This window comes from Nonomuraea sp. GTA35 (genome assembly GCF_041950525.1).
Classification (GTDB): Bacteria; Actinomycetota; Actinomycetes; order Streptosporangiales; family Streptosporangiaceae; genus Nonomuraea.
On sequence record NZ_JBGNUV010000019.1, the window covers coordinates 34,533 to 61,473 of the forward strand.

29 protein-coding genes are annotated in these 26,941 nt (G+C 69.1%); 15 read left to right on the top strand and 14 right to left on the bottom strand.

What is annotated here, in order from left to right:
- Positions 1 to 28 precede the first annotated feature (28 nt).
- Complete coding sequence (locus ACBJ32_RS51435) at positions 29 to 907, bottom strand: NAD(P)-dependent oxidoreductase (RefSeq protein WP_375133149.1); 879 nt, start codon at positions 905 to 907, stop codon at positions 29 to 31.
- Positions 908 to 956: 49 nt separating this feature from the next.
- On the opposite strand from ACBJ32_RS51435, the gene ACBJ32_RS51440 reads away from it, so the two are divergent.
- Entirely contained in the window at positions 957 to 1,364 is a 408-nt protein-coding gene (locus ACBJ32_RS51440; protein ID WP_357892951.1) for a MerR family transcriptional regulator, read from the top strand.
- A gap of 29 nt (positions 1,365 to 1,393) precedes the next feature.
- On the opposite strand, the gene ACBJ32_RS51445 is transcribed toward ACBJ32_RS51440, so the two are convergent.
- The 5 genes from ACBJ32_RS51445 to ACBJ32_RS51465 form a co-directional block, all read right to left on the bottom strand.
- Entirely contained in the window at positions 1,394 to 1,936 is a 543-nt protein-coding gene (locus ACBJ32_RS51445) for a GNAT family N-acetyltransferase (protein ID WP_375133150.1), read from the bottom strand.
- A 155-nt stretch (positions 1,937 to 2,091) separates the two neighbouring features.
- The gene (locus tag ACBJ32_RS51450) at positions 2,092 to 2,559 is read right to left on the bottom strand and encodes an NUDIX hydrolase (protein ID WP_375133151.1); all 468 of its coding nucleotides are present in this window, start codon (positions 2,557 to 2,559) and stop codon (positions 2,092 to 2,094) included.
- A 10-nt stretch (positions 2,560 to 2,569) separates the two neighbouring features.
- Positions 2,570 to 3,301, bottom strand: coding sequence for an XRE family transcriptional regulator (locus ACBJ32_RS51455; RefSeq protein WP_375133152.1), 732 nt, complete (start codon positions 3,299 to 3,301; stop codon positions 2,570 to 2,572).
- An 830-nt stretch (positions 3,302 to 4,131) separates the two neighbouring features.
- Positions 4,132 to 4,293, bottom strand: coding sequence for a hypothetical protein (locus ACBJ32_RS51460; RefSeq protein ID WP_357892943.1), 162 nt, complete (start codon positions 4,291 to 4,293; stop codon positions 4,132 to 4,134).
- 55 nt (positions 4,294 to 4,348) lie between these two features.
- A complete protein-coding gene (locus tag ACBJ32_RS51465; protein WP_357892941.1) occupies positions 4,349 to 5,494 on the bottom strand; it encodes an acyl-CoA dehydrogenase family protein in 1,146 nt (381 codons plus the stop codon).
- 278 nt (positions 5,495 to 5,772) lie between these two features.
- Between ACBJ32_RS51465 and ACBJ32_RS51470 the strand changes: the two genes are divergently transcribed.
- The 6 genes from ACBJ32_RS51470 (at position 5,773) to ACBJ32_RS51495 (ending at position 12,018) form a co-directional block, all read left to right on the top strand.
- Complete coding sequence (locus ACBJ32_RS51470; protein ID WP_375133153.1) at positions 5,773 to 7,047, top strand: hypothetical protein; 1,275 nt, start codon at positions 5,773 to 5,775, stop codon at positions 7,045 to 7,047.
- The gene (locus ACBJ32_RS51475; protein ID WP_375133154.1) at positions 7,047 to 7,844 is read left to right on the top strand and encodes a class F sortase; all 798 of its coding nucleotides are present in this window, start codon (positions 7,047 to 7,049) and stop codon (positions 7,842 to 7,844) included. Before ACBJ32_RS51470 ends, ACBJ32_RS51475 begins: the two co-directional genes overlap by 1 nt.
- Before the next feature lie 140 nt (positions 7,845 to 7,984).
- Positions 7,985 to 9,292 carry a hypothetical protein gene (locus ACBJ32_RS51480; RefSeq protein ID WP_375133155.1) on the top strand — a complete coding sequence of 436 codons (1,308 nt, stop codon included), beginning with the start codon at positions 7,985 to 7,987 and terminating at the stop codon, positions 9,290 to 9,292.
- A 6-nt stretch (positions 9,293 to 9,298) separates the two neighbouring features.
- A complete protein-coding gene (locus ACBJ32_RS51485; protein WP_357892933.1) occupies positions 9,299 to 10,063 on the top strand; it encodes a class F sortase in 765 nt (254 codons plus the stop codon).
- A 23-nt stretch (positions 10,064 to 10,086) separates the two neighbouring features.
- On the top strand, positions 10,087 to 10,815 hold the full coding sequence (locus ACBJ32_RS51490; protein WP_375133156.1) for a hypothetical protein: 729 nt from the start codon (positions 10,087 to 10,089) through the stop codon (positions 10,813 to 10,815).
- A 57-nt stretch (positions 10,816 to 10,872) separates the two neighbouring features.
- Positions 10,873 to 12,018 carry an acetyl-CoA C-acetyltransferase gene (locus ACBJ32_RS51495; protein WP_357892929.1) on the top strand — a complete coding sequence of 382 codons (1,146 nt, stop codon included), beginning with the start codon at positions 10,873 to 10,875 and terminating at the stop codon, positions 12,016 to 12,018.
- A gap of 473 nt (positions 12,019 to 12,491) precedes the next feature.
- On the opposite strand, the gene ACBJ32_RS51500 is transcribed toward ACBJ32_RS51495, so the two are convergent.
- Both ACBJ32_RS51500 and ACBJ32_RS51505 read right to left on the bottom strand, forming a co-directional pair.
- Positions 12,492 to 12,896 (bottom strand): hypothetical protein, encoded by a 405-nt coding sequence (locus ACBJ32_RS51500; RefSeq protein WP_375133157.1) that lies wholly within the window; start codon positions 12,894 to 12,896, stop codon positions 12,492 to 12,494.
- Positions 12,897 to 12,981: 85 nt separating this feature from the next.
- Positions 12,982 to 13,197, bottom strand: a complete 216-nt coding sequence (locus ACBJ32_RS51505) for a DUF397 domain-containing protein (protein WP_357892926.1) — start codon at positions 13,195 to 13,197, stop codon at positions 12,982 to 12,984.
- Positions 13,198 to 13,334: 137 nt separating this feature from the next.
- Here ACBJ32_RS51505 and ACBJ32_RS51510 point away from each other — a divergent pair, with 137 nt between their 5' ends.
- Positions 13,335 to 13,877 carry a GntR family transcriptional regulator gene (locus tag ACBJ32_RS51510; protein ID WP_375133158.1) on the top strand — a complete coding sequence of 181 codons (543 nt, stop codon included), beginning with the start codon at positions 13,335 to 13,337 and terminating at the stop codon, positions 13,875 to 13,877.
- Positions 13,878 to 13,879: 2 nt separating this feature from the next.
- Positions 13,880 to 14,602: a GntR family transcriptional regulator gene (locus ACBJ32_RS51515; protein ID WP_375133159.1), complete on the top strand. Its 723-nt coding sequence runs from the start codon at positions 13,880 to 13,882 to the stop codon at positions 14,600 to 14,602.
- 55 nt (positions 14,603 to 14,657) lie between these two features.
- Here ACBJ32_RS51515 and ACBJ32_RS51520 read toward each other — a convergent pair whose 3' ends face one another.
- Entirely contained in the window at positions 14,658 to 15,011 is a 354-nt protein-coding gene (locus tag ACBJ32_RS51520; protein WP_375133160.1) for a MerR family transcriptional regulator, read from the bottom strand.
- 53 nt (positions 15,012 to 15,064) lie between these two features.
- On the opposite strand from ACBJ32_RS51520, the gene ACBJ32_RS51525 reads away from it, so the two are divergent.
- Positions 15,065 to 16,228, top strand: a complete 1,164-nt coding sequence (locus ACBJ32_RS51525) for an MFS transporter (RefSeq protein WP_375133161.1) — start codon at positions 15,065 to 15,067, stop codon at positions 16,226 to 16,228.
- 67 nt (positions 16,229 to 16,295) lie between these two features.
- Here the strand turns inward: ACBJ32_RS51525 and ACBJ32_RS51530 are convergent, their stop codons facing one another.
- The 4 genes from ACBJ32_RS51530 to ACBJ32_RS51545 form a co-directional block, all read right to left on the bottom strand.
- Positions 16,296 to 16,856, bottom strand: coding sequence for a hypothetical protein (locus ACBJ32_RS51530; protein ID WP_375133162.1), 561 nt, complete (start codon positions 16,854 to 16,856; stop codon positions 16,296 to 16,298).
- Positions 16,853 to 17,404: an RNA polymerase sigma factor gene (locus tag ACBJ32_RS51535; protein ID WP_375133163.1), complete on the bottom strand. Its 552-nt coding sequence runs from the start codon at positions 17,402 to 17,404 to the stop codon at positions 16,853 to 16,855. The genes ACBJ32_RS51530 and ACBJ32_RS51535 overlap by 4 nt, the downstream gene beginning before the upstream one ends.
- Before the next feature lie 56 nt (positions 17,405 to 17,460).
- Positions 17,461 to 18,852 carry a serine hydrolase domain-containing protein gene (locus ACBJ32_RS51540; RefSeq protein ID WP_375133164.1) on the bottom strand — a complete coding sequence of 464 codons (1,392 nt, stop codon included), beginning with the start codon at positions 18,850 to 18,852 and terminating at the stop codon, positions 17,461 to 17,463.
- Between the two features lie 70 nt (positions 18,853 to 18,922).
- Entirely contained in the window at positions 18,923 to 19,384 is a 462-nt protein-coding gene (locus ACBJ32_RS51545) for an Lrp/AsnC family transcriptional regulator (protein ID WP_357892911.1), read from the bottom strand.
- Between the two features lie 81 nt (positions 19,385 to 19,465).
- Between ACBJ32_RS51545 and ACBJ32_RS51550 the strand changes: the two genes are divergently transcribed.
- From ACBJ32_RS51550 to ACBJ32_RS51570, 5 genes are all read left to right on the top strand, one after another.
- A complete protein-coding gene (locus ACBJ32_RS51550; RefSeq protein ID WP_375133165.1) occupies positions 19,466 to 20,689 on the top strand; it encodes an APC family permease in 1,224 nt (407 codons plus the stop codon).
- Positions 20,690 to 20,757: 68 nt separating this feature from the next.
- The gene (locus ACBJ32_RS51555; RefSeq protein WP_375133166.1) at positions 20,758 to 22,629 is read left to right on the top strand and encodes an acyl-CoA dehydrogenase family protein; all 1,872 of its coding nucleotides are present in this window, start codon (positions 20,758 to 20,760) and stop codon (positions 22,627 to 22,629) included.
- 209 nt (positions 22,630 to 22,838) lie between these two features.
- On the top strand, positions 22,839 to 24,104 hold the full coding sequence (locus ACBJ32_RS51560) for an extracellular solute-binding protein (protein WP_375133167.1): 1,266 nt from the start codon (positions 22,839 to 22,841) through the stop codon (positions 24,102 to 24,104).
- A 61-nt stretch (positions 24,105 to 24,165) separates the two neighbouring features.
- Positions 24,166 to 25,086, top strand: coding sequence for a carbohydrate ABC transporter permease (locus ACBJ32_RS51565; RefSeq protein ID WP_375133168.1), 921 nt, complete (start codon positions 24,166 to 24,168; stop codon positions 25,084 to 25,086).
- Positions 25,086 to 25,979: a carbohydrate ABC transporter permease gene (locus tag ACBJ32_RS51570; RefSeq protein WP_357892901.1), complete on the top strand. Its 894-nt coding sequence runs from the start codon at positions 25,086 to 25,088 to the stop codon at positions 25,977 to 25,979. The genes ACBJ32_RS51565 and ACBJ32_RS51570 overlap by 1 nt, the downstream gene beginning before the upstream one ends.
- A gap of 113 nt (positions 25,980 to 26,092) precedes the next feature.
- Here the strand turns inward: ACBJ32_RS51570 and ACBJ32_RS51575 are convergent, their stop codons facing one another.
- On the bottom strand, positions 26,093 to 26,809 hold the full coding sequence (locus tag ACBJ32_RS51575) for a methyltransferase domain-containing protein (RefSeq protein WP_375133169.1): 717 nt from the start codon (positions 26,807 to 26,809) through the stop codon (positions 26,093 to 26,095).
- Positions 26,810 to 26,941 lie beyond the last annotated feature (132 nt).

Consider the following 26,941-nt stretch of genomic DNA (forward strand, 5'->3'; position numbering starts at 1 on the left):
GCCGGGTGGCGGCCGGGCGGGTCAGCCGTCACCGGGGGGTGACGAACTCCTCGATCAGGACGGGGTACTGCTCCCCACCGTGCCCCGCCGCGATCGCGCGATCGGCTATCGCCTTGATCAGCTTCGGCAGTTCGGCGTTGACCCCGGCCGCCTCGCTCTCCTCGACCAGGTGCGCCATCGCCCGCACGTCCGTCTCCAGAGCCGACACCTCGGCGGGGAAGGAGCCGCTGTCGACCTGCTCGGCATATCCGGGCAGCCATCCGGCCACGCCGGTGGCGAGCTCCCGCGCGAACGGCGCGAAGGTCGCCGCGTCGATCCCCGCCGTCCTGAGCAGCGCGGTTCCCTGCAGCCAGGCGTTCAGGATGCTCCACATCATGGTCAGCCCGGCCGCGTCGTACAGGGACGCCAGCCCCGGGTCCGCGCCGAGGTGGGTGAGGGTCCCGAGCACTTCCAGCGTCTGCTCGTGCGCCTGGAAGTCCTCGCGCGGCCCGCTGTGCAGGATCACCGCCTCGGCGGTCCCGATCGCAGGCGGGACGGCCATGATGGCGCCGTCGAGGTAACGGGCACCGCGCCGGGCGGCCCACTGGGCGGCCTCCCTGGCCTGGGCCGAGGTGCCGGAGGTCAGGTTGATCAGCGTCGTGCCCTCCAGCGGGCTCTCGCTTCCTCCGAGCAGCTCGCGCACGGCCTCGTAGTCGGTGACACAGATGATCGTCAAGGGGCTCGCCCGGAGCGCGTCGCCGACCGTCGGCGCCAGTCGCGCGCCCCCGGCCACCAACTGGTCGGCCTTGGAGGCCGTACGGTTCCATACGGTCGTGGGATGCCCCGCCTTCAGGAAGGCGCCGGCGAGGGCCTGGCCCATCAGCCCGAGCCCGATGACCGTCACGGGTGCAGCGGTTCTGTTGTTCATGGCAGCATCGTCAACGTTGAGACCGGTATGAAGGTCAAGTGGGGGTTCGATGCGAATCGGGGAACTGAGCCGTCGGACGGGCGTCCATGCCCACCAGTTGCGCTACTACGAGGCCCAGGGCCTGCTGGAGGCGGAGCGCGGCGCGAACGGCTACCGCGAGTACGACGAGAGCGCGGTGCTGCGGGTGAAGCAGATCCGGCACCTGCTCGGTGCCGGCCTGTCGTCGGAGGACATCGCGTACCTGCTGCCCTGCGCGGTCGGCGAGGCCCCGGAGCTGTTCGGATGTCCCGAACTGCTGGCGGCGATGCGATCACGGCTGCGGCGGCTCGACGATCAGATGGTGCGGCTCGCCCAGTCCCGCAGCGCTCTGGCCGACTACATCGACGCGGCCGAGCGTACGGGCCGCGAGAGCTACCCGCCCTTCGACCACGCCGACCTGGAGCCCGTCCCCGGCTGAGCGACCGGGGCGGACAGTCCGGCGGCGTCCTAGCCCTTCGAGTCCGGCTCGTAGTCCTGGACGAGGAGCCCGAGCAGCACCTCGTCCAGGAACTCGCCCATCACCCAGGCCGAGGAACGCAGCACGCCCTCGCGCACGAACCCGTTCCTCTCGGCGGAGCGCAGCATCGCGGTGTTGTCCACCAGCGTCTCGATCTGCAGCCGGTGCAGGCCGCGCACGACGAAACCGTAGCGGCACATCACCGCCACCACGTCGGTGCCGTAACCCTTGCCGCGGGCGGAAGGCCGCAGCCCCAGCCCGATGTGCGCCGACCGGTTGTGGGTGTCGATGCCCCACAGCGTCGCGGTGCCGACCAGCGTGCCGCCGTCCAGCTCCACCACGGAGAACGCGACGTGCCCCTGCTCCCTGTCGTCCACCACCACCAGCGATTCCTTGGAGCCGGGCGTGATCGGGCGCCATGGGCCGGCCTGGGCCCGCGAGTGGGTGACCACGTCGTCGTAGAGCTCGGCCTGCAGGATCGGGATGTCGTCCTCGTGCCGGGCCCTGAGCCCGACCTTGCTGCCCTTCAGCATGCGAGATTCCTAGCCGACCGGGCCGACCGTCGGCAAACCCATATACTCAGCCGCTGATCCATGTCCTCGACGTCGGAGCGGCCACCCTCTTCTCCTGGGCGTCACTGGAGCGTGCCGGAAGAGGGAGGTGTCGAGATGCCGGCCATGGTCCCAGGTCAGTCGACGTGGGAGTGCCGTCCCTCCAGGTAGTCGTTGAGCTGCCGCCACTGCGTGGGATGAATGTCGAGAGAGTGCAGCTCGCCCGGCTCGACCCACCGCACGTCGCTCGCCTCGTCGTTCGCCTCAGGACGCCCGCCGACCGGACGCGCGATCAGCATGACCTCGTACTCCTGGCGGATCTCGCCGTCCGTGTAGGCCACGATGTGGCCGGGGTCGGAGTAGATCCCGAGAATACCCACCGGCTCGACCCGGATACCGGTCTCTTCCTCGGTCTCCCGCACGGCGCACTGAGACGGCGTCTCGCCGATCTCCATCTTGCCCATCGGCAGAGCCCACTGGCCGGTGTCACGTCGGAGCTGCATGAGGATGCGACCGGCGTCGTCCACGGTGACCGTCCCGCAGGCCGGCACCAGGCTGTTCGCCTTCGGGGCTTCCGGATCGTTCCAGTACTCGACTCGTCCCATGAGGTGCCTCTCAGATCTCCGCGCCGGACCACGGAACGGCGCCGGCCCAGACCCGTTCGAACGACGACATGTAATGCTCGGCCATCGTCCCGCCATCGAGGCGGCGAAAGTGGAAGGTCGGGTTGGCCGAGGCCGGCTCGCCGTACGCGTGCGGGTTGACCAGGATGTCATCGTCGTAGCGGAACAGCGAGGCGTACAACGTCGTCGCGTGCAGCCGCATCTCACAGCCGTCCAGCTTGGGCAGCGTCCGGTAGTAGGTCAGGGATGAGCGGATCTTGGCGGCCAGCGTGCCGCCGAGGCCCTCTTCACGGTCGCGCGTCTCGACGGACTGAGCGGTGGGATCACCGAAGCACAGCCTGATCGTGACACCGCGCTCCGCCGTCTCGGTCAGCAACTGGGCGATCTTGGGCTGTGTCTGAGCGAAGAACGTCCCCGAGAAGACCAGTACGTCCACGCTGGCCTGCGCGTCACTGAGGAGCCGCAGCCACAGCTCGCGAGGAACGCTGGCACGGTCGGGGAAGACCTCCACCAGCTCGGACCGGTTCGCCCGACCACGGCGCGACTGGCTGGCTTCCAGCACGTCAGGCCACAGATACGTCTCGTCAGCGGTCAGCAGTTTCGCCGCCGCCCACCGGTGCCGACGATGCGGCACCCGTCCGGTGTTGATCCACCGTTCGACCGTTTTGGGCTCGACACCGCACGTCTCGGCCAGGTCCTCCAGAGACAGGCCGTGGCGGAGCATCGCTGTGCGTAGGCGCTCGTTCACACTCCCAGTGGACGTGAACGTCCCAGGACGTTTCAAGGCCGTGGCGGGACGTTTCTCAGTGACTTGACACGTCCCAACGACGGGCTGCCGCGCAGTTCAAAGGTCCCCGCCCACCTGGCTTCACTTGGACTCATCGGAGTCGCAACGTCTGAGAGGTGGGTGGATGAGCCTCTGCCAAGCATTGCCCGGCCCTGTACTCGGGGTGCCGTCGCTCGATGCGGCCGAGCAACTGAAACGAGAGCTACACCTCTTCGGCGTCCCCAGCGACGTCCATGACGGGTACGGGCTCGCGCTGGTGTCCGTGTGCGTCGGCCTCGTCGTGTGGTGCGACTGTGAGAGATTCTGGCGGCGTACGGGCTGGGACGTCCTCCGGAAGCGGGCCATCTACGCCTGGCATCCCATCCAGGAGCCTGCGAGAGCCGCTGGCCGGCTTTCCCGTCGTTACGTGGACGTGCGCGCGTCCCATCCGGTCGCCGGAGTATGGCGGTGCCAGTGACCGCGGCACAGGTGATCAGCGCGTTCCCGGGGTGGCAGATCTACGACCTGGCAGGTGGTTGGGCGGCCATCCGCACGAACTTGGTGCCCAGGACCAGCGGACTCTCCAACGTACGCTGCGGAGAGACCTTGGAAGAGCTCGTCAGGCATCTCGAATCCGAGACCCGGCAGCGAGCCTAGCCGGGCACGTTCCTCGCGGCGCGGACGCCCTTCACACCACCGGCCCGGCCGAGGGACCCGGGAACAGCCAGGACGAGACCGGCGAGCGTGAGCACGGACGTCGGGGCATCCATGGGCGAGGCTCCACGGTGCTAGATCTTGGTCTGGCCCCAGAGCAGCAGCATGACCAGGACGAACACGATCACCACACCGGCATAGCCGATCGGCCCCAGGCGGATCGCCCGGCGCACGCGGTTGAGCAGCCAGGCGAACAGCAAGGCCAGGAAAATCAGGAGGATCAGGCCGCCGTCCATATCGTCCAGTATGCGGCCCGATCCGGCCTGCCGCGCGGTGACGATTCAGAACCCGTCAGAAACCGAACGACCTGCCGATGATCTCTTTCATGATCTCGGTGGTGCCGCCGTAGATCGTCTGGACCCGGCTGTCGAGCCACGCCTTGGCCACGGGGTACTCGGTCATGTAGCCGTACCCGCCGTGGAGCTGCAGGCAGCGGTCGATCACCTTGGTCTGCAGCTCGGTTGTCCACCACTTCGCCTTGGCCGCGTCCACGGCGGTGAGCCGGCCGGCGTTGAGGGCGAGGATGCACTTGTCGACGTAGTGGCGGGCGATGTCCGTCTCGGTGGACAGCTCCGCGAGGACGAAGCGGGTGTTCTGGAACGAGCCGATGTTGCGGCCGAAGGCCTGGCGGGTCTTGCAGTACTCGATGGTCTGCTCCAGCACCGCCTCCGCCGCGGCCACCGCCGCCACGGCGATCGACAGGCGCTCCTGCGGCAGGTTGTGCATGAGCTGGAAGAAGCCCTCGCCGTCCTTGGGGCCGAGGCGGTTGGCGACGGGCACGCGTACGTTGTCGAAGAACAGCTCGGCCGTGTCCTGTGCCTTCATGCCGACCTTGTCCAGGTTCCGCCCGCGGACGAAGCCTTCCATGCCGCGCTCCACCATGACCAGCGTCGTGCCCCTGGCGCCCGCCTCCGGGTCGGTCTTGGCGACGACGACCACGAGGTCGGCGTTGATGCCGTTCGTGATGAACGTCTTCTGTCCGTTGACGACGTAGTGGTCGCCTTCGAGGGTCGCGGTGGTCCTGATGCCCTGCAGGTCGCTCCCGGCGCCGGGCTCGCTCATGGCGATCGCCGTGATCAGCTCGCCGGACGCGAAGCCGGGCAGCCAGCGTTGCTTCTGCTCGTCGTTGGTGAGGTCCACGACGTACGGGGCCATGACGTCGTTGTGCAGCGAGAAGCCGAGGCCGGTGGCGCCGTTCCTGATGAGCTCCTCGACGATCACGGCGTTGAAGCGGAAGTCCTTGACACCCGCGCCGCCGTACTCCTCGGGCACCGAGAAACCGAACATGCCCAGCTCGCCGGCCTTCTTCCAGACCTCGCGCGGGACGATCCCGTCCTTCTCCCACTGGGGGTGGTGCGGGACGACCTCGCGGGCCATGAAGTCGCGCACGGTCTCCTGGAAGAGGAGGTGCTCGTCGTCGAAGAGGTCTCGCTGCATCAGTCGCCTCCGCCTGCAGAATAGGATTCTGTTACCGGAAGGTATACCCGGCGCGGGGGGCTGGGGACACGGGTTCATCACAAGTGCCGGAAGAAGCGTTTTTCGGCATGTGTTGCCGGTGTTTCGACCCTAAGATCTACCCTCGGTCTGGTATGTGGGGGATCGGAGTCTCCGTGAGTCGGTGGCACAAGGCGTTATTCGCCGCATCCTTGGGCGTGGCGGCATCTGCTGGGTTGGTTGTGACGTCCTCGATTCCCAGCCAGGCAGAGTCGTCCCTGGTGATCAAGTACCGATGCACGGGGGGCATCGCGGGCACCGGCGTGGACCTGGAAGCTCGCATGACGCCGCAGGTCACGGCCGGACGGATGGACGTCCGCTGGGACATGTCCTACAAGAGCCTGCAGCGATTCGGCTCGCCGGGCTTCTTCCCGGAGGGCTCCACCCTGAGTCTCGAGGGCGTGGTGAAGGCCAGCGGCGCCTGGAACGGTCAACTCGAACCTCGCGGAGACAAGAGCCAGGGGCAGCTGGTTCCGGGCAGCTACCTGGATCTGCCCGAGGGGCTGACCGATGGCGCGGCGCTCGACCGTGCGGGCACGATCCGCTTCGAGCCCGCCGGCCTGAGCCTCAAGTTCACGCCAGCCGAGGGTGACGTGAAGGTCAACAGCGACGACTCCACGGACATCCAATACACCGGGTCTTGGCAGTGGGACTACACCGCTGCGACATATGACGACCACCTGAAGGACATTCGCTGGACCGAGGGGCTGGAAGCGAGCGCCAAGCTGGCGTTCCTCGGCACCAAGGTCTCCTACATCGGCCGGCGTGAGCAGGACCTCAGCAAGATCAGGGTGAAGATCGACGGGCAGGAAGTCACCTCGGGCCTGGTCGAGCCGGGCAAGGACAGCAGCGGCAAGCCCATGACGGGCACCAAGAGCCAGGAAGTGCTCTGGACGTCGCCGCAGCTCGACTACGGGCCGCACACCATCGAGATCATCAACACCGAGAGCAAGCGCGCCTACCTGGACGCCTTCCAGGTGTTCATCAGCGACGTGCCCGAGCCGCCGGAGCACGACAAGACGACCTGCGCCATGCAGAACGATCCGGGCGCCATCGACGTGACCGTCCCCGGCAGCACGCCCACGGGCACCGGCACGCAGACGCCGACGGACGACCCCGGCACGGATCCGCCCACAGACGACCCGAACGACCCGGATCCGAACGACCCCGACCCCAATGACCCGGACCCGAACGGCAACGAGCACGACTCCGACGCCACCATCGGCGGTGACTTCGTCCAGGTGGTCACGCCGACCGGCACCAGCACCACCACGGCAACCGTCACGCCGAAGAGCACCGGCCCCACCGCGACCAAGTACTACCGCGCCCAGGTCGCCAACACCCCGAGTGGCGGCGTGGACACCGGAGTGGCCCCCGATGAGGAGAGGCCCCCGCTCGGGCTCATGGCCGGCGGCATGGCTCTGGTGATGGGAACCGCCGGCGGCGGGCTGCTGCTGCGACGGCGTAGGGCCGAGCACGCGGGAGGAGCGCTCTGATGGAGGAGCAGCAGCAGAAGACGCCGATGCAGCGGGCGCTGCCCGGGCTGCTCATCGCCGGCTCGCTCGGCGGCATCGGCCTGGTCATGGTGAGCCTGCTCTCGCTGGCACCCCCGGTGGACGACGGCTCGGGCTCAGGGGAGCCGCTCGCCGCGCCCCAGGGCGCGCCGTCCACGGTCGAGATGTCGAACGCGGGCGCGTTCATCCTCCCGCCGACGGTCGGCCCTGGCGGCAAGAACGTCCCCCTGACCCCGGCCCGCCTGGACGCGCCGCCCCCGCTGGCGGCGGCTCCGGTCGTACCTGCGATCCCCAAGGCCAAGCCCAAGGTCGGCAAGGCCGCGCCCAAGCCGATCCGTATCAAGATCCCCAAGATCAAGGTGAACGCGCCGATCGGCTCGGTATCGGTGAACAAGAAGGGCGTGCTCGGCACGCCCCCCTTGAGCAAGCCCAACCAGACGGGCTGGTACAAGGGCTCGCCGGTGCCCGGGGAGACCGGCCCGGCCATCGTCAACGGCCACGTGAGCACCCGCTCGGGGCCCGCCGTCTTCGATCGGCTGCGGGAGCTGGCCAAGGGTGACCAGATCTACGTGTACCGGTCGGACGGGAAGGTCACCCGGTTCACGGTGAGCGGGATCGAGCAGGCGAGCAAGAACTCGTTCCCGACCAAGCGGGTGTACGGCAACACCAGCAACTCCCAGCTCAGGCTCATCACTTGCGGTGGGGTCTATAACAAGGCGACCCATCACTACACAGACAACATCGTCGTGTACGCAACGTTGTCGAAGAAGAAGGGATGAGGGGGAAAGTTGGGGTGGATTTGGCGGTTTACGGGAAGTTGACAGGGACAGTTCGTAGGATCTCTACCTAACCGTGACCAACGGCTGGAAGTCTGGCACGACTGTTGACAACGCTTTGAAACGGAGAAGGACCCGTGCTTATGTCCCAGGTGAGGCGACGCCTCGCCCAAACGACATCCGCGTTGGGATTGATGAGCGCGCTCGTCATCTCCGTCTGCTCCGTCTTCATCGTGGCGACGCCGGCGCCGGCGTCCGCGGCGTCGAAGCAGTTCAGCTATACCTGCGGTACGGGCGGGCCCTTCACGTTCACTGCCAACACTCCGATCACTGTCACCCTTAGTGCGCCGGACTCGGTTGCGGCTGGCCAGACCTTTGACCTGACCGTGAACATCCCAGCGTTGACGCTGGCTCAGGCTGCCACTGCCAACAACACCGTGCAGGCCACCCTGACGATGACGGCGACCGGCGGCAGCGTCTCCGACGCTGGTGCAAAGTCGGGGCCGACCATTACATCCGGCCAGAACGCGTCGCAGCCCGGGAACGTCGTCTACAAGATCGCGGCAGGCGCCACCACGACGACTAAGGTAAGCGTGGATCCCGGTGACCTGAAGCTGGGCCTGACCACTGGTTCGACGACAACCGCGACCTGCACTACGACCTCCACCGAAGTCCTGGACGTGACGATCGGCACGGGCAACGGTGGCGGTACCAACGACGACGTCGTCGCCTACGTCTGCGACGTCCCCACCAGCACCACTGACACGAACTACCCGTCCGAGGCGGACGTGGACATCAAGGTCGTCATGACGCCTCCCACCACCGCCTCCGCCAACGCCGACGCCTCGATCACCTGGACCGGCACCATCCAGGCCACAGGTGACACGCTGAAGGCCCCTCAAGCCTGGCCCGCCTCAGGCGCCAAGCTCTTCGCCACGATCAAGGCGACCGGCGCCGGAGCCCCGGCCACCGCGACCGGCGAAGGCTCGTTCACGACCACCATCCAGCCGGGCGCGGACATCACGACCCTCCCCAGCATCACGATCAAGGTCAAGCCGACGACCACGGGCACCGTGTCGCTGACCGCGGGCGACCTCGCCTTCGGCACCAGCTCGACCAGTCCCGTACTCAAGTGCACCGCCCCGACCACCGGTCTCAAGGCGTACACGTTCACGGTGGGCAACGCATCGACCAGCCCGAGCCCCACCACGACCAGCCCCACCCCCACGAACACCAGCCCCCGCCCCACCACCACCCGCACCTCCACGGTGACGATCACCCCCAGCAGCAGCACCACCAGGAAGTCCCAGACCCCCAAGGCGGGCGCGGACACGGGTGCAGGCGGGACGATGGGCCCGGACGGCCGGCTGTTCATCCTGACCGGCACAGCCCTGGTAGGAGCAGCCGCGGTCGGCGGGCTGATCATGCGACGCCGTTCGATCAAGGGCTGACGAGACGTGTCGGGCTACTATCCGTACGGCGGCGGCCAAACCCCCACGCCGCCGCCGCCCCAGGACAAGGGCAGCACCGCCCTCAGAGCGGTCCTGATCACGGCCGCGATCGCCGGGGTGGTGACGGTCGTGGCAGGCCTGCTGATCGTGCTCAGGTCCCCTGAGGAGTACGGCCTCCAGAGCAGCAGGGACACCCTGAACCTCCAGGCCCAGCCGAAGCAGACCGCCCAGCCCGAGCAGGCGTGGTTCCAGGCCCCGGCGAACGTGCCGCCGCCGCTGCCGCAGATCACCCCGGCGCCCGCCATGCTGCCCTCCACCCCGATCAGGCTCGTGATCAAGCGTCTGGGCATCAACGCCCCGATCCAGTCGGTCGGTCTGAAGAGGGACGGCACGATCCAGGTGCCCCCGTCGGAGAACCACAACCTGGTCGGCTGGTACCGGAACATGTCCACCCCGGGCGAGGTGGGCCCCGCCGTGCTGCTCGGCCACAAGGACACCCGGACGCGTCCCGCCGTCTTCGCCCGCTTGCCGGAGCTCAAGAACGGCGACACCATCGAGGTCAAGCGCCAGGACAAGACGACCGCGGTGTTCACCGTCGGCGGGGTGGAGCAGGCGGACAAGAAGACCTTCCCGACCCAGCGCGTGTACGGGGAGCAGCAGAACGCCCAACTGCACCTCATCACCTGCGGTGGCACCTACGATCGGACCACCGGGCACTACACGGACAACGTCATCGTGTACGCCACGATGACGAGCTCTTACAGAAGCTGAGCGCGGAGGCGGGCATGGGCTGGATGGCGAAGCGGAGACTGCGTACTGGCCCCACGGCGGCACTGCCCGCCAAACCGGACCCCGGCGAGCTGCTGCGTCTCGTCCAGCTCGCCGACCCGAACGCCAGGCGCGACGGCGACGACATCGTGGCGGTGGACGTCCGCGTGCACGCCCCGGTCGAGGCGGACAAGGACCTGACCGGCGGCGAGCTGGAGCAGGCGTGGGCCGTCAGGGTGGCCGCCGAAGGGCCGCTGCCGCTGGACTTCTTCGACCGCTACCTGGCCGAGGGCCTGGCGTTCCGGCTGGGCGGGCTCGCGGTGTGCCGGGGCGAGGTGAGCGATCCGGCCGACGACAGCGCCGAGAGCGGTCCTGCGGTGATCCTCCCGGTACGTCCCACCGCCGAGGAGCTGGCGCCCCTGCTGCAGCAGGACGAGGACGACGCGTTCATGTTCACGGCCGGCGAGGTCAAGGCCGCGCTGGTGCCGCAGAAGGGGCAGCCTCCGGCCGTACAGGAGCTGCTGCCCTTCGCCACCGAGCTGACCGCGATCGAGCTGCGCGGCGACGACCAGGTGAAGCTGGGCGCGCTCGCGCTGGAGCTGTCGGAGGCGCTGAACGGCATCCCCGTGGACCGCTGGCGCTTCCGGATCGACGCGCCGGAGGATCTCGCCCCCGCCGCGCAAGACGTACCGGAAGACGCACCGGAAGACGCGCCGGAGGACGCCGTACCCCCCGCGGCCCCTGCATCCGAATGACGTTCTGTTGTACCCTGCCTCTAGTAACCGAATAATGCTCGGTTTCCAGGAGGCACTGTGGCAGAGGCGTACATCGTCGGGGCGGTCCGCACCCCGGTCGGCAAGAAGAAGGGCGGCCTTTCCACCGTCCACCCCACTGACCTGGCCGCTCACACGCTGAAGGCGCTGATCGACCGCACCGGCGTCGACCCCGAGGCGGTCGAGGACGTCATCATGGGGTGCGTCATGCAGTTCGGCCCCCAGAGCATGGACATCGCGAGAAATGCCTGGTTGTCGGCCGGTCTGCCCGAGACCACGGCCGGCGTCACGATCGACCGGCAGTGCGGCTCCTCGCAGCAGTCGATCCACTTCGCCGCCCAGGGCGTCCTGTCCGGCACGCAGGACCTCGTGGTCGCCGCCGGCGTCGAGTCGATGAGCATCGTGCCCATGGGCTCCTCGATCACGGCCGCCCTGGAGAAGGGCATGCCCTTCCCGTTCGGCGAGAAGTGGGTGGAGCGGTACGGCAAGCAGGAGATCTCGCAGTTCCGCGGCGCGGAGCTGATGTGCGAGAAGTGGGGCTACACGCGGGAGGTGCTGGAGCAGTTCGCGTTCGAGTCCCACCAGCGCGCCGCCAAGGCCATCGCGAACGGCTACTTCAAGGACCAGATCGAGCCCATCAACGGCGTCGAGGACGACGAGGGCCCCCGGGCCGACACGACGCTGGAGAAGATGGCCGGCCTGAAGACCCTGAAGGAGGGCGGCCAGATCACCGCCGCCACCTCCTCGCAGATCTCCGACGGCTCCGGCGCCGTGCTGATCGCCTCGGAGCAGGCCGTACGCGACCACGGCCTGACCCCGCGGGCCCGCATCCACCAGCTCGCGCTGATGGGCGACGACCCGGTCTACATGCTGACCGCGCCGATCCCCGCCACGCAGCGGGCGCTGAAGAAGGCCGGCATGTCGATCGGCGACATCGACGTGGTCGAGATCAACGAGGCGTTCGCGCCGGTGCCGCTGGCCTGGATGCACGAGCTGGGCGCCGACCCGGCCAAGGTCAACCCGAACGGCGGCGCCATCGCCCTCGGCCACCCGCTGGGCGGCACGGGCGCGATCCTGATGACCAAGCTGCTGCACGAGCTGGAGCGCACCGGCGGCCGGTACGGCCTGCAGACGATGTGCGAGGGCGGCGGCCAGGCCAACGTCACCATCATCGAGAGGCTGTAGGAAAGGCGCGAGCGCCGCCCCGGGCGTAACGAGGGGGCGGCGCTCGCCTAACTACCATCCCGGTAGTTGCTTCATCTGCCCTTGGAGGGGATGCGGCGCGGCGGCGCGATGGGCCGCTGCGGCATCTTGGGCATCGGCCGCACGACCGGCAGGGCGGGGCGGCTCTTCTTGTTGCTTGCACGGATGAACATACAAAGCTCCTCTACGTAATTCGGGGACGCGGCTGCCTACGGAAGGGCCGCTCTGCGAGCTCAGCTGCGTGCCGCGTCACATGGCTGGACGGGGACAGGGCTTGCGTGCGAATTACAGGTAAAGGCGCATGTCCAAGAGGCTAGGGGGGCGCCGGGTGCCCGTGCAACCGAATTAACGACCGGGCCCCGCCGCCACGGCCGGGTTCGACTGCTCGGACGCCGAAGCCATGGCGCGGTTCTGGAGCGAGGACGGCGACTAGCCCGGTCCACGCCTGCCGGTCGTCATCTGGAGGGGTGGCGGACCGGGCAGGGATGGGAGACGTGCCGGTTGGGGCAGCAGATCACGCCGATCGTGATGAATCGCCCGCCCTGCAGCCATTCGCCCCACTGCACGTCCACGCCCCGAGCCAGCAGATCGACGGCGGTCTCCAAGCGCTCCTCCAGGGGCACCCGCTCGGGCAGCAGCAGCGCGTCGTGCACCTTGGCGTACTCGGCGGCCATCCACCCGGCCGCCTGGCCGGGCTCGTCGAAGGTACGGGCGATCCGCGCCGGCGGCTTGGCCAGCCAGTCCCCGGTTCGCATCGGAGGCACCGGCGACGAGGGGAAGTCGGGTGAGGCCGGTCGGCGTTCGGCCTCGTTGCCGCGGTCGGCTCCGGCGCCGGTCCACTGGTAGGCGTGCCAATGCATGCTCGGGCGCTCCCGTAGAGTGCGAGGGGATGGCGGGCCCTGCTTGCTGTGATCAGGCAGGGACCGCCGTCCTTCGGGGTGACGCTCAGATGGTGGCGAGTCCGGCGGCGCGAAGCTCGTCACCGGTGAAGCGGAGGGTCCCGGCGTCCGGGTTCTTCGAGTCACGCAGGGCGTAGGCATCCTCCACGCCGGGGATCGGGGCGATCAGGACACAACTCTCCCCGTCCTCGTTCTGCTGGTTGCCGCCGCACAGCCTGGTGAACGGCACCTCGCCGAGGCTGTTGCCGTACAGGTCCGTCATTCTGTTCCTCCTCGTACTTGCGAACGCTTCCAACCGTACTGCCATATTGAAACCGCAGCAAGGTACGTGAGATCTAGGACCTTACTGGCGTACTAGTAAGGTGATGAAGTAGGACGAGTCGTCTGAGGGGATGGGACGTGCGACCGTCAGGTTGGAGCAACAGCTCGGCTCCCTATATCCGGCCTCGCCGCGATGGGGAGCCCGATGCGTGGACCGAGGAAGCCGCCCAGCGGGGACATGCAGGGACGAACGAACTGCGCGAGGTCGGCGAGATCCCAGCTCCGCCGGACATCGCCCGTGACCTGGACCTCCAGGGGGAGCAGCACGTCGTGGTCCGGCGACGCATCGTGCTGCTCGACGGCGCGCCGATCGAACTCGCCGACTCCTACTACCCGGCCTCCATCGCACGCGACACGCCCCTCGCACATCCGGGCAAGATCCGTGGTGGCGCGGTGAGGCTGCTCGCCGAGCTGGGCCATCGGGCGCGCAAGGTCGAGGAGACGGTGAGCGCCCGGCCGGCCACTGCGACCGAGCGGGGCCTGCTCAAGCTCGATGCGACCGACTGGGTTCTGGTGCTTCGCCGCGTCACCCGGGACAGCGCCGGAACTCCCTTCGAGAGCACGGTGATGACGATGGTCGCCAGCGGCCGTGAGCTGCGATACGAACACGAGGAAGGCTGAACATGGCAAGACGGGTCGACAGCCGGCCTCGGCATCAGCAGGTGGCCGCGGACCTGCGGGCCCAGATCATGTCCGGGGCTCTTCCCGCAGGTGCGCAACTGCCGTCCACACCCCAACTCGCGCAGCAGTACGGGTGCGCGCCCGCCACCATCCAGGGGGCGATGAAACTCCTGAAAGACGAGCGCTTCCTGGAGGGACAACCCGGCAAGGGCGTCTTCGTGCGGCAGCGGCAGCCCTTCACCGTCACTGCAACGGCCTACAAGACCCCCGCATCGGGCGGCTACGGCTACGACCTCCTGCACGTGCACGAGGTGGAGCCGCCGGCCGACATCGCGCAGGCGCTCGATCTCGACGAAGGCGAGCGCTGCGTGGAGCGGCACCGCATCCTGCTGCACGCCGGGGATCCCATCGAACTCTCGTGGTCGTACTACCCGCTCGCCATCGTTGCGGGATCAGCTCTCGCCGGGCGAGCGAAGATCAAGGGTGGAGCTCCCAAAGCGCTTGCTGACCTGGGCTTTCCTCAGCGAATGTTCGAAGATCGGATCTCGGTGCGGCAGCCGCGCACGGAAGAGGTCGTGCTGCTCGACCTGCCGGCGGACGTACCGGTCATCCGGCAGTTCCGGGTGATCCGCAGTGATGACGAGCGGCCCGTTGAAGCTTCGATTCTGATCAAGGGCGGCCACTTGTTCGAGGTGCTGTACCAACAGCCGGCTCAGCCTCAGTGACGACCGCCAACTGTATGAGTGGCCGGTGGGGAAGGCCCGGTGACCTGTTCCCGGTTCACACCCGTGCGGCCGAGATGACCAGGTCCAGGGCCTGGCGCGACTCCCGGAGGTCGCGCATCGCCTGGTCGATGCGGTCGCGTTCCGCGCGCAGCTGCCCCACCACGTCCGGGCAGGTGGGCGCCAGGCGCTCGCCACGAGCCTCCAGGCACGGCAGCACGGTGGCGATGGTCGAGGTGCTCAGGCCGGCCGCGAGCAGGCAGCGGATGCGGCGCACGGTCTCCACGTGGGCCTCGGTGTACTCGCGGTAGCCGCTGGGCAGGCGCGACGGGTTCAGCAGGCCCTGCTCCTCGTAGTAGCGCAGGAGCCGCTCGCTGACGCCGGTGCGCCGGACGAGCTCGCCGATCCGCATCCCCACCTCCACGACTTGACTCTCACATACATGTGAGACTTTAGCGTGCCCGCATGAAGAAGAGTCTGCTGGTGCCGGCCGTGCTCATGGTGAGCGTGTTCGTGGTCGGCACGTCCGAGTATCTGATCGCGGGGCTGCTGCCCCAGGTGGCCGCCGACCTCGACGTTTCCGTGTCCACAGCCGGGCAGGCCGTGACGGCGTACGCGCTGGGGGTGGTGGTCGGCGGGCCGCTGGTGACGATCGCGACGGTACGGCTGCCGCGCAAGGGGCTGGCGCTGGGGTTGCTGCTGCTGTTCGCCGCCGGGAACGCGGCGTGTGCGGCGGCCGGGTCGTACGAGGTGCTGATCGCCGGCAGGGTGGTCGCCTCGCTGAGCCACGCGGCCTTCCTGACCCTGGCGCTGATGGTGACGACGCGGGTGGTGGAGCCGCAGCGGGTCGGGACGGCCATCGCCGCCGTCGGGTCGGGCTTCTCGGTGGCGACGCTGCTGGGCGTGCCCCTGGGGGTGTTGCTGGGGGAGGACGCGGGGTGGCGGACGCCGTTCGCCGTGCTGGCGGTGCTGGCGCTGGCCGTGACCGGGTTGCTGGCCGCCGTGCTGCCCCGCCAGGACGCCCCTGCCACCAGCGTGCGGGACGAGATCGCCACCGTGCTGGGTCGGCGGGTGCTGGTGGTGATCGCGACGACGGCCGTCGGGCTGGCGGCGACCTCGACCGTGTTCACCTACCTGGCGCCGACGCTCACCGAGATCACCGGGTTCGGGACGGCGGCGGTGTCGACGCTGCTGCTCGTGTACGGGGCCGGCAGCCTGGCCGGAGGGCTGGTGGCGGGGCGGCTGGCGGACCGGTCGCTGGGTGCCACCGTGCGCGGCACGTTCATCGGGCTGAGCGTGGTGATGGCCGTCTTCCCGTTCGCGGTGCCGTGGGCCGGCTCCGCCGTGGTGGCGGTGCTAGTGCTGGGGCTGCTGACCTCGGCCACCACGCCGGCGCTGCAGAGCCTGGTGCTGCGGCACGCCGGGCGGGCGCCCACGCTGGCGGTGTCGGTGAACGTGTGCGCGTTCAACATCGGCATCGCGGCCGGGTCGGCGCTCGGCGGCGGGCTGGTGGCGGTGGACGGGCTGCGGTGGCTCGGGCTGGCCGCCGCCGCGCTGAGCCTGGCCGCCCTCGCCGTCAGCTACGCCGCCATCCCGCGCCGGGAACCGCTGACGAGTTCCGCGGCCTGAAATCATCCGTCCGGGGCCGGTGATGCGCCCCGGACGGATGACCGTCACAGGCGGATCACGCCGCCCGTCAGCCGAGCTGCGTCGGGTCGTGCTCCGGGACGCACGGCTTGACGGAGCCCTCGATCACCATCGCATTGAGCTGCGACTTGACCGGCCCCTTCGGGTTCTCGGTGAACTCCAGCACCACCGTCTGCTCCTTCCCGACCTGGCGGGGATCGATGACGAACCCCTTCGCCCCCGGCCTGGCGACCTTGTAGTGCACGGACGCGCGCCACTCCTCCGGAGTGTCGTACCCGCCGCCGACGAGCGCGCCCCGGTCGTTCTGGCACTTGGTGTAAGGCTTGAGGTAGGTGACGTCGGCGGTCACGCCGAGCTTCCCGAGGTCCTGCTCCAGCTGGTCGGCGTCCCTGAACTCCTTGAGCTCCACCGTGATGGTGCCGTTGGCGTTCTTGCTCACCGCGTACGCCGGCTCGGGCCCGGTCAGCAGCGGCACAGCCACCGCCGCCACGGCCGCCAGCCCGGCCACCGCCGCCCCCGCGAGCAGGCGGCGGCCGACACGGCGGCTACGTTGGTTCCGCGCGGTCATCTCGGTCTTGAGGTCCATCAGCAACTGCTCCTCGAATCTCATCGTGGATTTCCTTCCATGACGAAGGGCAGGTCGCGAAGTGCCTTGCGGGCGCGGTGCAGCCGCACCATGGCGGTCCCCGGCCGGATACCCAGTGCCATCGCCGCCTCCGACGGCGTGAGCTGCTCCAGAACCACCAGTTCCAGGACGGCGCGCTCCCCGTCGGGTAATCCGGTCATGGCCTCGAAGGCCGCCCTGGCGGGCCGTTCCGCGTCTATCTGCTCCTCCAGCCGGGACACGTCGTCGCCGTCGAGCGGACGTCGCCCGCTCACGCGGTTCGTGAGCTGGGACTCCCGCAGCGCCCGCCGCCGCTCGGACGACAGCGTGTTGCGCGCGACGCCGTACAGCCACGCGATCTCGCTGCCCTTGCCCGGGCGGTACGTGTGCGCCGAGTCGAGCACCGCGAGGAACACGTCGGCCGCCAGGTCGGCGACCGTGTGCGGGTCGTCGACCCGGCGTGACAGGAAACGCGTGACAGCGTCGATGTGCCGCCGGTAGAAGGCTTCGAACGCCACGGGGTCGGTGGCGAGCTTCCCCCGTATGAGACGCACCGGCCTTGCTCCCTTCGTCGATCTACACCAGTACTTGGTGAGAACCGGCTGGAGGCTTACAAAGCAGAAGAGCGGTTATACAGTGCACGAATCCGGCTGGCCGTCACCGCCAGGCCCGCGAGCGCCGTGACCAGCACCATCACCGACAAGGGCGCGGGGAAGTAGGTGAGCTGCGCCCAGGTGACCGTCCGCCCGTTCACCAGGACGGACACGAGGTCCGGATACGCGGCCAGCACCGCCACCGGGACGAGCGCGGGCAGCAGCCGCAGCCCGATCCGCCACCACGGCCGTCCCGGCCTGCGAGCGGCCCAGCGCCCCGCCCGCGCCACGCCCAGCACACCCAGCCCGGCCGCGACCAGCGCGAACGCCCCCAGCACCGCCTCGAAGAGCTGCCGGTCGTTGCCCGGCCCTTCCGGCGCCCTGCCCTCGCTCATCGCCGTGAGCCCGAGCATGATGTCGTACGTCGGGTCGTACAGCGTCGCGTTGTTGGTCATCACCGCGAACCCGTAGCCGGTCTTGGGCGAGACGGCCTCGACGGCGTTGTAGGTGAACAGGTTCCCCGAGTGCACGAGCTGCCCGTTGTCCTCGATGCCCCACCCCATCCCGTACGGGCGCAGCTTCGTGGGCTGGTGCATGGCCTCCAGGCTCTGCCGCTTGACCAGCGGGCGGCCGTCGCCCGCCTGCGCGATCAGCCACTTTCCCATGTCGGCGGCGGTGGTGATGACCCCGCCCGCCCCGCTGTCGTCGTGGAACCCGGCCAGCTCCGGCCGGGGCAGCCAGAGGCCGAAGAGGGAGTTGTAGCCGTCCGCGACCGGCACGACCTTGTCGGAGACCGCGCTGGACGCCATGCCCAGCGGCCCGAACACCCGATCGCGCAGGTAGTCGCCGAACCGCCGCCCGCTCGCCACCTCCACCAGCCGCGCGGCCAGGTCGTAGTTGACGTTGCAGTACTCGTAGCGGGTGCCGGGGTCGGCGGCGAGCCGGGAGCCGGCCAGGCGGGCGGTGTAGTCGGCCAGCGAGGCGGCCTCCTCCGTGGCGGCGATGTCCACGGTGCGGTCCGACAGGCCGGAGGTCTGGTTGAGGAGCTGCCGTACGGTGATCCGCGCCGCCCGGGGGTCGGCCATCGTGAAGCCGGGCAGTTGCGCGGCCACCGGCTCGTCCAGCTTGATCTTCCCGCGCTCCACGAGCGTCATGACGGCCATGGCGGTGAACGACTTGCTCACCGAGGCCACCCGCATCGGCGTGTCGGCGCTCATCGGCCGCCCGGCGGAGTCGTGCCCGTACCCGGCCGCGTGCACGACCTCGTCGCCGTGTGTCACGACCACGGACAGGCCCGGCACCCCGGTGGACTCCATCGCCTCCTGGAGGTAGGCGTCGATGGCGGCGGGGGTCAGCTCCGGGGCGGGGGCCGGGGTGAGGGTCAGGGTGAGGGCCAGAAGGAGTTTCACGGGGAAGAACCTAGGAACGCGGGGCACCCTCCCGTATCCGCCGACCGTCCAGAACCACCCTTGACGAAAGTCAGGTGTCCTCCAGCCGCGTCGGCACCGCCTTCTGCACCTGCTGGAACACCACCGACGTGCGGAACCCGACAATCTCCTTGCGCTTGCTCAGCCGGTCGAGCAGGAACCCGTGCAGGTGGTCGAGGTCCCGCACCCCCACGTGCAGCAGGAAGTCGTCCCCGCCGGCCAGCACGAACACGCTCAGCACCTCCGGCATCTCGGCCGCCGACGCCTTGAACGCGTTGATCACCGCCCGGCTCAGCGGCCGCACCTGCACGGAGATCATCGCCTGCACGCCGCGGTTGAGCGCGGCCGGGTCGATGTCGGCGTGGTAGCCGCGGATCACCCCGCGCCGGGTCAGCGACCTGACCCGCTCCAGGCAGGTGGAGGGCGCGATGCCGAGCTGCCTGGCCAGCTCGCGGTTGGACTGCCGAGCATCCGTTTGCAGCAGCCGTATGATCGCCGAATCAAGTTCGTCCATGCGGCCAGGTTCCCATGCCATTCCGGCCGAACGTTCGCCCAGCACGGAATCAGGCCGAATGTTCGGACTACTTTCAGCGACATGAATGGACATATGGGGGCATGGCACGGCACGGCGCTTCTGGTGGGCGCGGTGCTGGGGCCCGGCATGCTGGTGCTGCCGCACCTGGCCGCCGCCGCGGCCGGGCCCGCGTCGGTGCTGGCCTGGGCGGGGATGCTCGCGCTGAGCGTGCCCGTCGCGCTGACCTTCGCCGCGCTCGGCGCGCGCTACCCCGGTGGCGGGGGCGTGGCCGCCGTCGTCGGCCTCGCGTTCGGCCGCCACGCCGCTGCGGTGACCGGCTGGTGGTTCTACGGCGCCGTGCCGATCGGGACGGTCGCCGGCGCGCTGGTCGGCGGCCAGTACGTCGAGGCGTGCCTGGGCCTGGACGCCACCCTGGCCGCGTGCCTCATCCTGGTCGCCGCGTTCGCCGCCAACGCCGCCGGGCTGCGCACGTCGGGACGGTTGCAGATCGGCTTCGTCGCCCTCCTCGTCGCGCTGCTGGCCGCGGCCGTGATCACCGCCGCCCCGCACGCCGACCCGGCCAACTTCACCCCCTTCGCCCCGTACGGCCTGGCGGGCGTGGCCGGCGCGGCCGGGGTGCTCATGTTCGCCTTCGTGGGCTGGGAGGCGGCCAGCCACCTGTCGGGCGAGTTCGCCCGCAAGGAGGGCCTGGTGCGCGCCACCGTGGTCACGCTCGTCGTGATCGGCCTGCTGTACGCGGGCGTCTCCGTCATCTCCGTCGGCGTGCTCGGCGCGGACATGTCGGCCGTGCCGCTCACCGGGATGCTGGAGCTCGGCCTCGGCCCCGTCGCCCGCCCGGTGACCGGGGTGGTGGCGGTGCTGCTGACGTTCGGCGCGGTCAACACCTACCTCGCCGGGGCGGCCAGGCTCGGCGCGGCGCTGGCGGCGGACGGGGCGCTGCCGCGCTGGTTCGCCAGGGGCGGGGCGCCGGGGCAGACGCCGTACCGGAGTCTCGGGCTGGTGCTGGCGCTCAGCGTGCCCGTCCTGGTGTGGGCGGTGGACCTGGACATGCTGATGCGGGCCACCTCGGCGTGCCTGGCCGCGGTCACGTCGGCGGGGGTGGCGGCGGCGGTGCGGATGTTGCCGCGAGGCCGGCACCGCATCGTGGCGATCGTGGGGACCGGGATGTCGCTGCTGGGGCTGGCGTTCTGCGGGGCGTACCTGCTGGTGCCGGCCGTGCTGGGCGCGGTGGCGCTCGCCGCGCTCAGCATCAACCCTCGCCGTTCCTACAAAATCGGGCTATAAACGGGCGACAGGGCGCCGTCAGGCGGGCAGTACACATGAGCATCAGACGGCGCACGTCGGGAGGTGCCATGACCCAGCACGCCAAGTACGCGGAGTCCAGGCAGGTGGGCGAGCAGGCGCGGGAGAAGGAGTGGGCGCGCCCGAGCTTCGCCAAGCAGCTCTTCCTCGGTGACTTCCGGATGGACCTGGTGCATCCGGCGCCCACACCGCCCGACGAGGCGACCAAGAAGGGGGAGGAGTTCGTCAGGGCGGTGCGCCGCTTCCTCGACGCGCGCGTCGATCCGGCGCTCGTCGAGCGGACCGCCCAGGTGCCCGACGACGTGGTGAAGGGGCTGGCGGAGCTCGGCGCGTTCGGGATCACGATCAAGGAGGAGTACGGCGGGCTGGGCCTGCCGTACCTGTACTACTGCCGCGCCCTCACGCTCGTCGGCTCCTACTGCCCGGCGCTGGCCACGCTGCTGTCGGCGCACCAGTCGATCGGGGTGCCGCAGCCGCTCAAGCTGTTCGGCACCGAGGAGCAGAAGCGCGAGTTCCTGCCCAGGTGCGCGGCGGGGGAGATCTCGGCGTTCCTGCTGACCGAGCCCGACGTCGGCTCCGACCCCGCGCGGCTGGCCACCACCGCCGTGCGCGACGGCGACGACTACGTGCTCGACGGCGTCAAGCTGTGGACCACGAACGGCGTCATCGCCGACCTGCTGGTGGTCATGGCCAGGACCGGCAAGAAGATCAGCGCGTTCGTGGTCGAGGCCGACACGCCCGGCATCACGGTCAAGCGACGCAACACGTTCATGGGACTGCGCGGCATCGAGAACGGCGTGACCGAGTTCTCCCAGGTCAGGGTGCCCGCCCGGAACCTCATCGGCAAGGAGGGCGAAGGGCTGAGGATCGCGCTCACCACGCTCAACACCGGCCGCCTGTCGCTGCCCGCCACCTGCGCCGGGAACGCCAAGTGGGCCGTCAAGATCGCCCGCGAGTGGGGCAACGAGCGCGTGCAGTGGGGACGCAAGATCGGCCTGCACGAGGCCGTGGCCACCAAGGTCGCCTTCATCGTGGCCACCGCGTACGCCGTCGAGGCCGTCTGCGAGCTGACCGCCCGCCTGGCAGACGACCGGCGCAACGACATCAGGATCGAGGCCGCGCTGGCCAAGCTCTTCGCCTCGGAGCTGTCGTACCAGGTGCTGGACGAGCTGGTCCAGATACGCGGCGGGCGCGGCTACGAGACCGCCGAGTCGCTGGCCGCCAGGGGCGAGCGCGGGGTGCCCGCCGAGCAGATGCTGCGCGACTCCCGCATCAACCGCATTTTCGAGGGCTCCTCCGAGATCATGCGCCTGGCGATCACCCGGGAGGCGGTGGACGCGCACCTGTCCGCCGCCGGTGAGCTGATCAACCCCGAGGCCGGCCGCCAGGAGCGGGCCCAGGCCCTGCGCCGGGCCAGCCGCTTCTACGCCAAGTGGCTGCCCACGCTGGTGGCCGGCACCGGCAACCTGCCCACCGCCTACGCCGGCTTCGGCCCGCTGGCCGCGCACCTGCGCTTCGTGGAGCGGATCAGCAGGAAACTGGCCAGGTCCACCTTCTACGGCATGTCCCGCTGGCAGGGCAGGCTGGAGCACAAGCAGTCGTTCCTGGGCAGGATCGTGGACATCGGCGCCGAGCTGTACGCGATGACCGCCGTCTGCCTCAAGGCCGAGGAGGACGCCAAGGACCTCGGGCGCCGGCCGTACGAGCTGGCCGACACCTTCTGCCGGCAGTCCAGGCACCGGGTGGACGCGCTGTTCGACCGCCTGTGGGACAACAGCGACAGCCACGACGTACGCGTGGCCGGCTACGTGCTCGACGGCCGCTACACCTTCGTCGAGGAAGGCATCCTCGACCCGTCGATCGAGGGCCCGTGGATCGGCGCCCCCGAGGGAGGGGAGAACGTCCGCCGCAAGATCCTCTGACATCCGGTCTAGACCAGAGGTGCGCTCATTGCCGCCTGAGTGTTGCAAAACCGAGACAGGCCGGTATAGACCGGCTGCTTAACTCCGGCTTACGCTTGCGCAAACGCGGCCATTCGCTGGGTCGCGCGCACATCCCCCTGGGCGGGGCTCGGCTGGCTGGTACGGACCAGTAGGGCCCGTCCGACGAGAAGGCGGTATCTCCAGTGAACATGAAGCTTGTGGGCGGCGCCGCTCTCGGCCTTGCCACGATGCTGGTCCTGTCCGCTTGCGGTTCCGGCGGCTCCGGCGGCGGAGGCGACACCCAGGCATCGGGCGACGGCCAGGTCACGCTGAAGATGGTCGCCGCCGACTACGGCGACGGCCCCGGCAAGCCCAACTCCGGCGAGACGTTCTGGAAGGGCGTCACCGACGAGTTCACCAAGGCCAACCCGAACATCAAGGTCGAGGTCCAGGTCATCAACTGGAACGACATCGACAAGCAAGTCGCCACCATGGTGCAGAACGGGCAGATCCCGGACATCCTGCAGACCGGCGACTACTCCGGCTTCGTCGAGGACGGCCTGCTGTACAAGGTGGACGAGGTCCTGTCCCCGAACGTCTCCGGCGACATGCTGCAGAAGTTCGCCGAGTTCGGCAAGGTCGACGGCGCCGCGTACGGCATCCCGTTCGTCTCCTCCGCCCGCGCCCTGTTCTACAACAAGGACCTGTTCGAGCAGGCCGGCATCGCCGAGCCGCCGAAGACGTGGGACGAGCTCAAGGCCGCCGCCGAGAAGCTGAAGGCCAAGGGCGTGACCCAGCCGTTCGGCCTGCCGCTCGGCCAGGAGGAGGCCCAGGCCGAGTCGTTCCTGTGGATGCTCGGCAACGGCGGCGGCTACAAGGACGCCTCCGGCAAGTGGGCGATCAACTCGCCGCAGAACGTCGAGACCTTCACGTACATGAAGGGCCTGGTCGACGCCGGCCTGACCACCCCGAACCCGGGCACCAAGGACCGCAAGACGGTCTGGGAGGACTTCGGCGCGGGCAAGGTCGGCATGGTCAACGGCGGCCCCATGTCCATCCCGATCTTCGACGCGGCCGGGCTGAAGAACTACGGCGTCGCGCCCATCCCCGGCAAGGCCGGCCCGCTCGACACCACGCTCGGCGTCATGGACTGGATCATGGCGTTCAACAAGAACGGCCACGCCGCCGAGATCAAGAAGTTCTTCGACTTCTTCTACACCGGCACCGCCGCCCAGAAGATCTCCGACACCTACAAGCTGCTGCCCGTCACCAACGGCGGCATCCAGAAGCTGTCCGGCGACGAGAAGCTCAAGCCGTTCCTCGACGCCCTGCCCAACGCCAGCTTCTACCCCTTCCAGGACCCCAAGTGGGCCACCCTGAACCCGGCGATCAAGCAGACCATCGGCGGGGCCGTCAAGGACGACCCGGCCAAGGTCCTCGGTGAGCTGCAGAAGACCGCGGAAGCGGCCGGCTGATCCAGCAGGACCACGGTACGGCCGGCTCGCCGGCCGTACCGTCCTTGCGAAAGGTGCTTGAGTGACAACGCTGGACGTGAAGAAGCCGCGCGCGGCACGGCGGGGCCTGCGCACCCTCGAACCCCTGGCCTGGGTCGGGCCCGCCATCGTGCTGATCGCCCTGGTCGTGCTCTGGCCGGTGGTCGAGATGATCAGGTCGTCGTTCCTGGAGATCAGCCGGCTGGGCGTGGTGCGCGGGTCGGCCGGGTTCGCGAACTACGAGAAGCTCTTCGCCGAGAAGGACTTCGCCGACGTCATGGTCCGCAGCGTGATCTGGGTGGTCGCGGTCGTCGTGCTCACCGTGCTGGTCTCGCTGGCCCTGGCCCAGCTCTTCAATCAGCGCTTCCCGCTGCGCAAGCTGGCCCGCTGGGCGCTCATCGCGCCGTGGGCCGCGTCGGTGCTGATGACGGCGATCATCTTCAAGTGGATGCTCGACCCCGAGGTCGGCGTGATCAACCAGATCCGCCTCAAGCTCGGGCTGATCGACGCGATGGGCGGCGCCGCCGCCGACCAGCTCGGTGACGCCTCCACCGCCATGCCGTGGCTGGTGTTCGTCGCGGTGTTCGTGTCGGTGCCGTTCACCACGTACGCGCTGCTCGCCGGGCTCGCCACGATCCCCGCCGACGTGTACGAGGCCGCCAGGATGGACGGAGCCGGACGCCTGCGGACGTACTGGTCGATCACGCTGCCGCTGCTGCGCCCCGCGCTCACCGTGGCGGCCCTGATCAACGTCATGAACGTCTTCAACAGCTTCCCCATCATCTGGGCCATGACGCACGGGCAGCCCGGCTACTCGACGGCCACCTCGACCATCCTCATGTACATCCTCAAGGGCTCCGACATCGGCGAATCGGCCGCCATGTCCGTCGTCAACTTCGGCATGGTGATCGTGCTCACGGTGATCTTCCTCAGGGTGTCGCGGTGGAACAAGGAGGTGGCCTGATGGCCGTCAAGACCATGCCTGCGCAGGCCCAGCCCCATCACCACCACGCGCGCACCGGCCGGAGCGCCGCACGCCGCGCGATGCCCAAGCTCAAGACCGTGCTCATCGCCGCCACCGCGTACGTCGTGGCGTTCCTGTTCCTGTTCCCGTACGTGGTCATGCTGCTGACCTCGCTGCGCTCGCAGGAATCGCTGCGCGACGTGACGTTCTGGCCCGAGGAGTGGGTGTGGTCCAACCTCACCGACTTCTGGAGCAGCGGCCTGGCCGGGAACCTGTGGGTGACGATCAAGGTGGCGGCCGGCTCGACCCTGCTCGTGCTGCTGGTCGCGCTGCCCGCCGCGTACTACTCGGCCCGGCACAACTTCCGCGGCCGCACCGCGTTCCTGATCCTCGTGCTGATCACGCAGATGTTCCAGCCCACCGCCATGGTGGTCGGCATCTACCGCGAGTTCTTCCAGTTCGGGCTGGTGGACTCGATCTGGGCGCTGATCCTCGTCAACGGCGGCTTCAACCTGGCCTTCGCCGTGTGGATCCTGAACGCGTACTTCTCCTCCATCCCGCGCGAGCTGGAGGAGGCCGCCTTCATCGACGGGAACGGGCGCTTCGGCGCGCTGTTCAGGATCACGCTGCCGCTGGCCATGCCAGGCGTCATCACCGCGCTGATCTTCACGTTCATCGCCGCGTGGAACGAGTTCGTGGTCGCGCTGACCCTCACCACGACGACCGAGAACCAGCCGCTCCCCGTGGCGCTCAACTCGTTCATCGGGCAGTACCAGGTGGACTGGCAGAACCTGTTCGCCGGCTCGGTGATCGCCACCATCCCGGTGATCATCCTGTTCGCCCTGATCGAGCGGAAGGTGGTCGGCGGTCTGACCGCCGGCTCCATCAAGTAGCCCGTCCGGCCGCGCCCCTGAGATCCTCGGGCGCGGCCGGGCGCGTTACCGGCCCCGGCGCGTTGCCGCTCCCGGGGCCTTGCCGCTTCTGAGGCGTTACCGCTTCTGAGGCGTTACCGCTGCTGGGGGACGCGCGCCACGCAGAACACGGTCTGGCCGAACGGCGGCGTGACGAACCGCTCGATGAGCCTGGTCAGCGGCACCACCGTACGGTCGTAGATCTTGACCAGGCGCGGGTCCGGGTAACCCACGCCGCCCCGGCGCACGGCCGCCCACCAGGCGATGCCGCCCAGGAAGTTGATCGGCTTGAGCACCTCGATGTCGAGCCCCGCCCTGGCGACCGTCGTGCTCAGCGTCTTCGGCGTGTACCGCTGGACGTGCCCCACCTTGCGGTCGAAGTCCCCGTAGAGCTGCATGTAGCCGGGCACCCAGATGATGATCCGCCCGCCCGGCAGCGTCACCCGCGCCAGCGAGCGCAGCGCCTCCGCGTCGTCCTCGATGTGCTCCAGCACGTTCATCATGACGACCGTGTCGACCTTGTCCTCGAGCGGGATGTCGGTCGGCAGCCCGAACTGCAGGACGCTGATGTCGTCGCGGTCGGCGAAGCGCTTCTCCAGCTGCTCGACGCAGTAGGGGTCGAAGTCGCTCACCACGAGCCGGTCGAGGCGCGGCAGGAACTGCTCGGCGAAGTGACCCAGCCCCGAGCCGATCTCCAGCATCGAGCGGCCGACATGCGGGGCGACCATGTCGAACTCGTACTGCCGATAGTTCTTGGCCTCGTCCCCACCCAGGTGGTTCTCCAGGGCCTCGTCACCGGCCGCCGGTTGCACTACACGGTCATACCCAGAAGACATAATCCCGTTCCTTCGAGGGGCTCATGGATTGCCCGAGTCTAATGCCCTGGACAGTCACCAGGATGACACGATCTGCGGATCGCCCTTCCGTCCGTGACCTGTTTGCGG

Bases quoted from the DNA above. Each gene is read 5' to 3' on its own strand.
- ACBJ32_RS51435 (WP_375133149.1), bottom strand. From the start codon at position 907: ATGAACAACAGAACCGCTGCACCCGTGACGGTCATCGGGCTCGGGCTG.
- ACBJ32_RS51440 (WP_357892951.1), top strand. From the start codon at position 957: ATGCGAATCGGGGAACTGAGCCGTCGGACGGGCGTCCATGCCCACCAG.
- ACBJ32_RS51445 (WP_375133150.1), bottom strand. From the start codon at position 1,936: ATGCTGAAGGGCAGCAAGGTCGGGCTCAGGGCCCGGCACGAGGACGAC.
- ACBJ32_RS51450 (WP_375133151.1), bottom strand. From the start codon at position 2,559: ATGGGACGAGTCGAGTACTGGAACGATCCGGAAGCCCCGAAGGCGAAC.
- ACBJ32_RS51455 (WP_375133152.1), bottom strand. From the start codon at position 3,301: ATGCTCCGCCACGGCCTGTCTCTGGAGGACCTGGCCGAGACGTGCGGT.
- ACBJ32_RS51460 (WP_357892943.1), bottom strand. From the start codon at position 4,293: ATGGACGGCGGCCTGATCCTCCTGATTTTCCTGGCCTTGCTGTTCGCC.
- ACBJ32_RS51465 (WP_357892941.1), bottom strand. From the start codon at position 5,494: ATGCAGCGAGACCTCTTCGACGACGAGCACCTCCTCTTCCAGGAGACC.
- ACBJ32_RS51475 (WP_375133154.1), top strand. From the start codon at position 7,047: ATGGAGGAGCAGCAGCAGAAGACGCCGATGCAGCGGGCGCTGCCCGGG.
- ACBJ32_RS51480 (WP_375133155.1), top strand. From the start codon at position 7,985: ATGTCCCAGGTGAGGCGACGCCTCGCCCAAACGACATCCGCGTTGGGA.
- ACBJ32_RS51490 (WP_375133156.1), top strand. From the start codon at position 10,087: ATGGCGAAGCGGAGACTGCGTACTGGCCCCACGGCGGCACTGCCCGCC.
- ACBJ32_RS51500 (WP_375133157.1), bottom strand. From the start codon at position 12,896: ATGCATTGGCACGCCTACCAGTGGACCGGCGCCGGAGCCGACCGCGGC.
- ACBJ32_RS51505 (WP_357892926.1), bottom strand. From the start codon at position 13,197: ATGACGGACCTGTACGGCAACAGCCTCGGCGAGGTGCCGTTCACCAGG.
- ACBJ32_RS51515 (WP_375133159.1), top strand. From the start codon at position 13,880: ATGGCAAGACGGGTCGACAGCCGGCCTCGGCATCAGCAGGTGGCCGCG.
- ACBJ32_RS51520 (WP_375133160.1), bottom strand. From the start codon at position 15,011: ATGCGGATCGGCGAGCTCGTCCGGCGCACCGGCGTCAGCGAGCGGCTC.
- ACBJ32_RS51525 (WP_375133161.1), top strand. From the start codon at position 15,065: ATGAAGAAGAGTCTGCTGGTGCCGGCCGTGCTCATGGTGAGCGTGTTC.
- ACBJ32_RS51530 (WP_375133162.1), bottom strand. From the start codon at position 16,856: ATGAGATTCGAGGAGCAGTTGCTGATGGACCTCAAGACCGAGATGACC.
- ACBJ32_RS51545 (WP_357892911.1), bottom strand. From the start codon at position 19,384: ATGGACGAACTTGATTCGGCGATCATACGGCTGCTGCAAACGGATGCT.
- ACBJ32_RS51550 (WP_375133165.1), top strand. From the start codon at position 19,466: ATGAATGGACATATGGGGGCATGGCACGGCACGGCGCTTCTGGTGGGC.
- ACBJ32_RS51555 (WP_375133166.1), top strand. From the start codon at position 20,758: ATGACCCAGCACGCCAAGTACGCGGAGTCCAGGCAGGTGGGCGAGCAG.
- ACBJ32_RS51560 (WP_375133167.1), top strand. From the start codon at position 22,839: ATGAAGCTTGTGGGCGGCGCCGCTCTCGGCCTTGCCACGATGCTGGTC.
- ACBJ32_RS51570 (WP_357892901.1), top strand. From the start codon at position 25,086: ATGGCCGTCAAGACCATGCCTGCGCAGGCCCAGCCCCATCACCACCAC.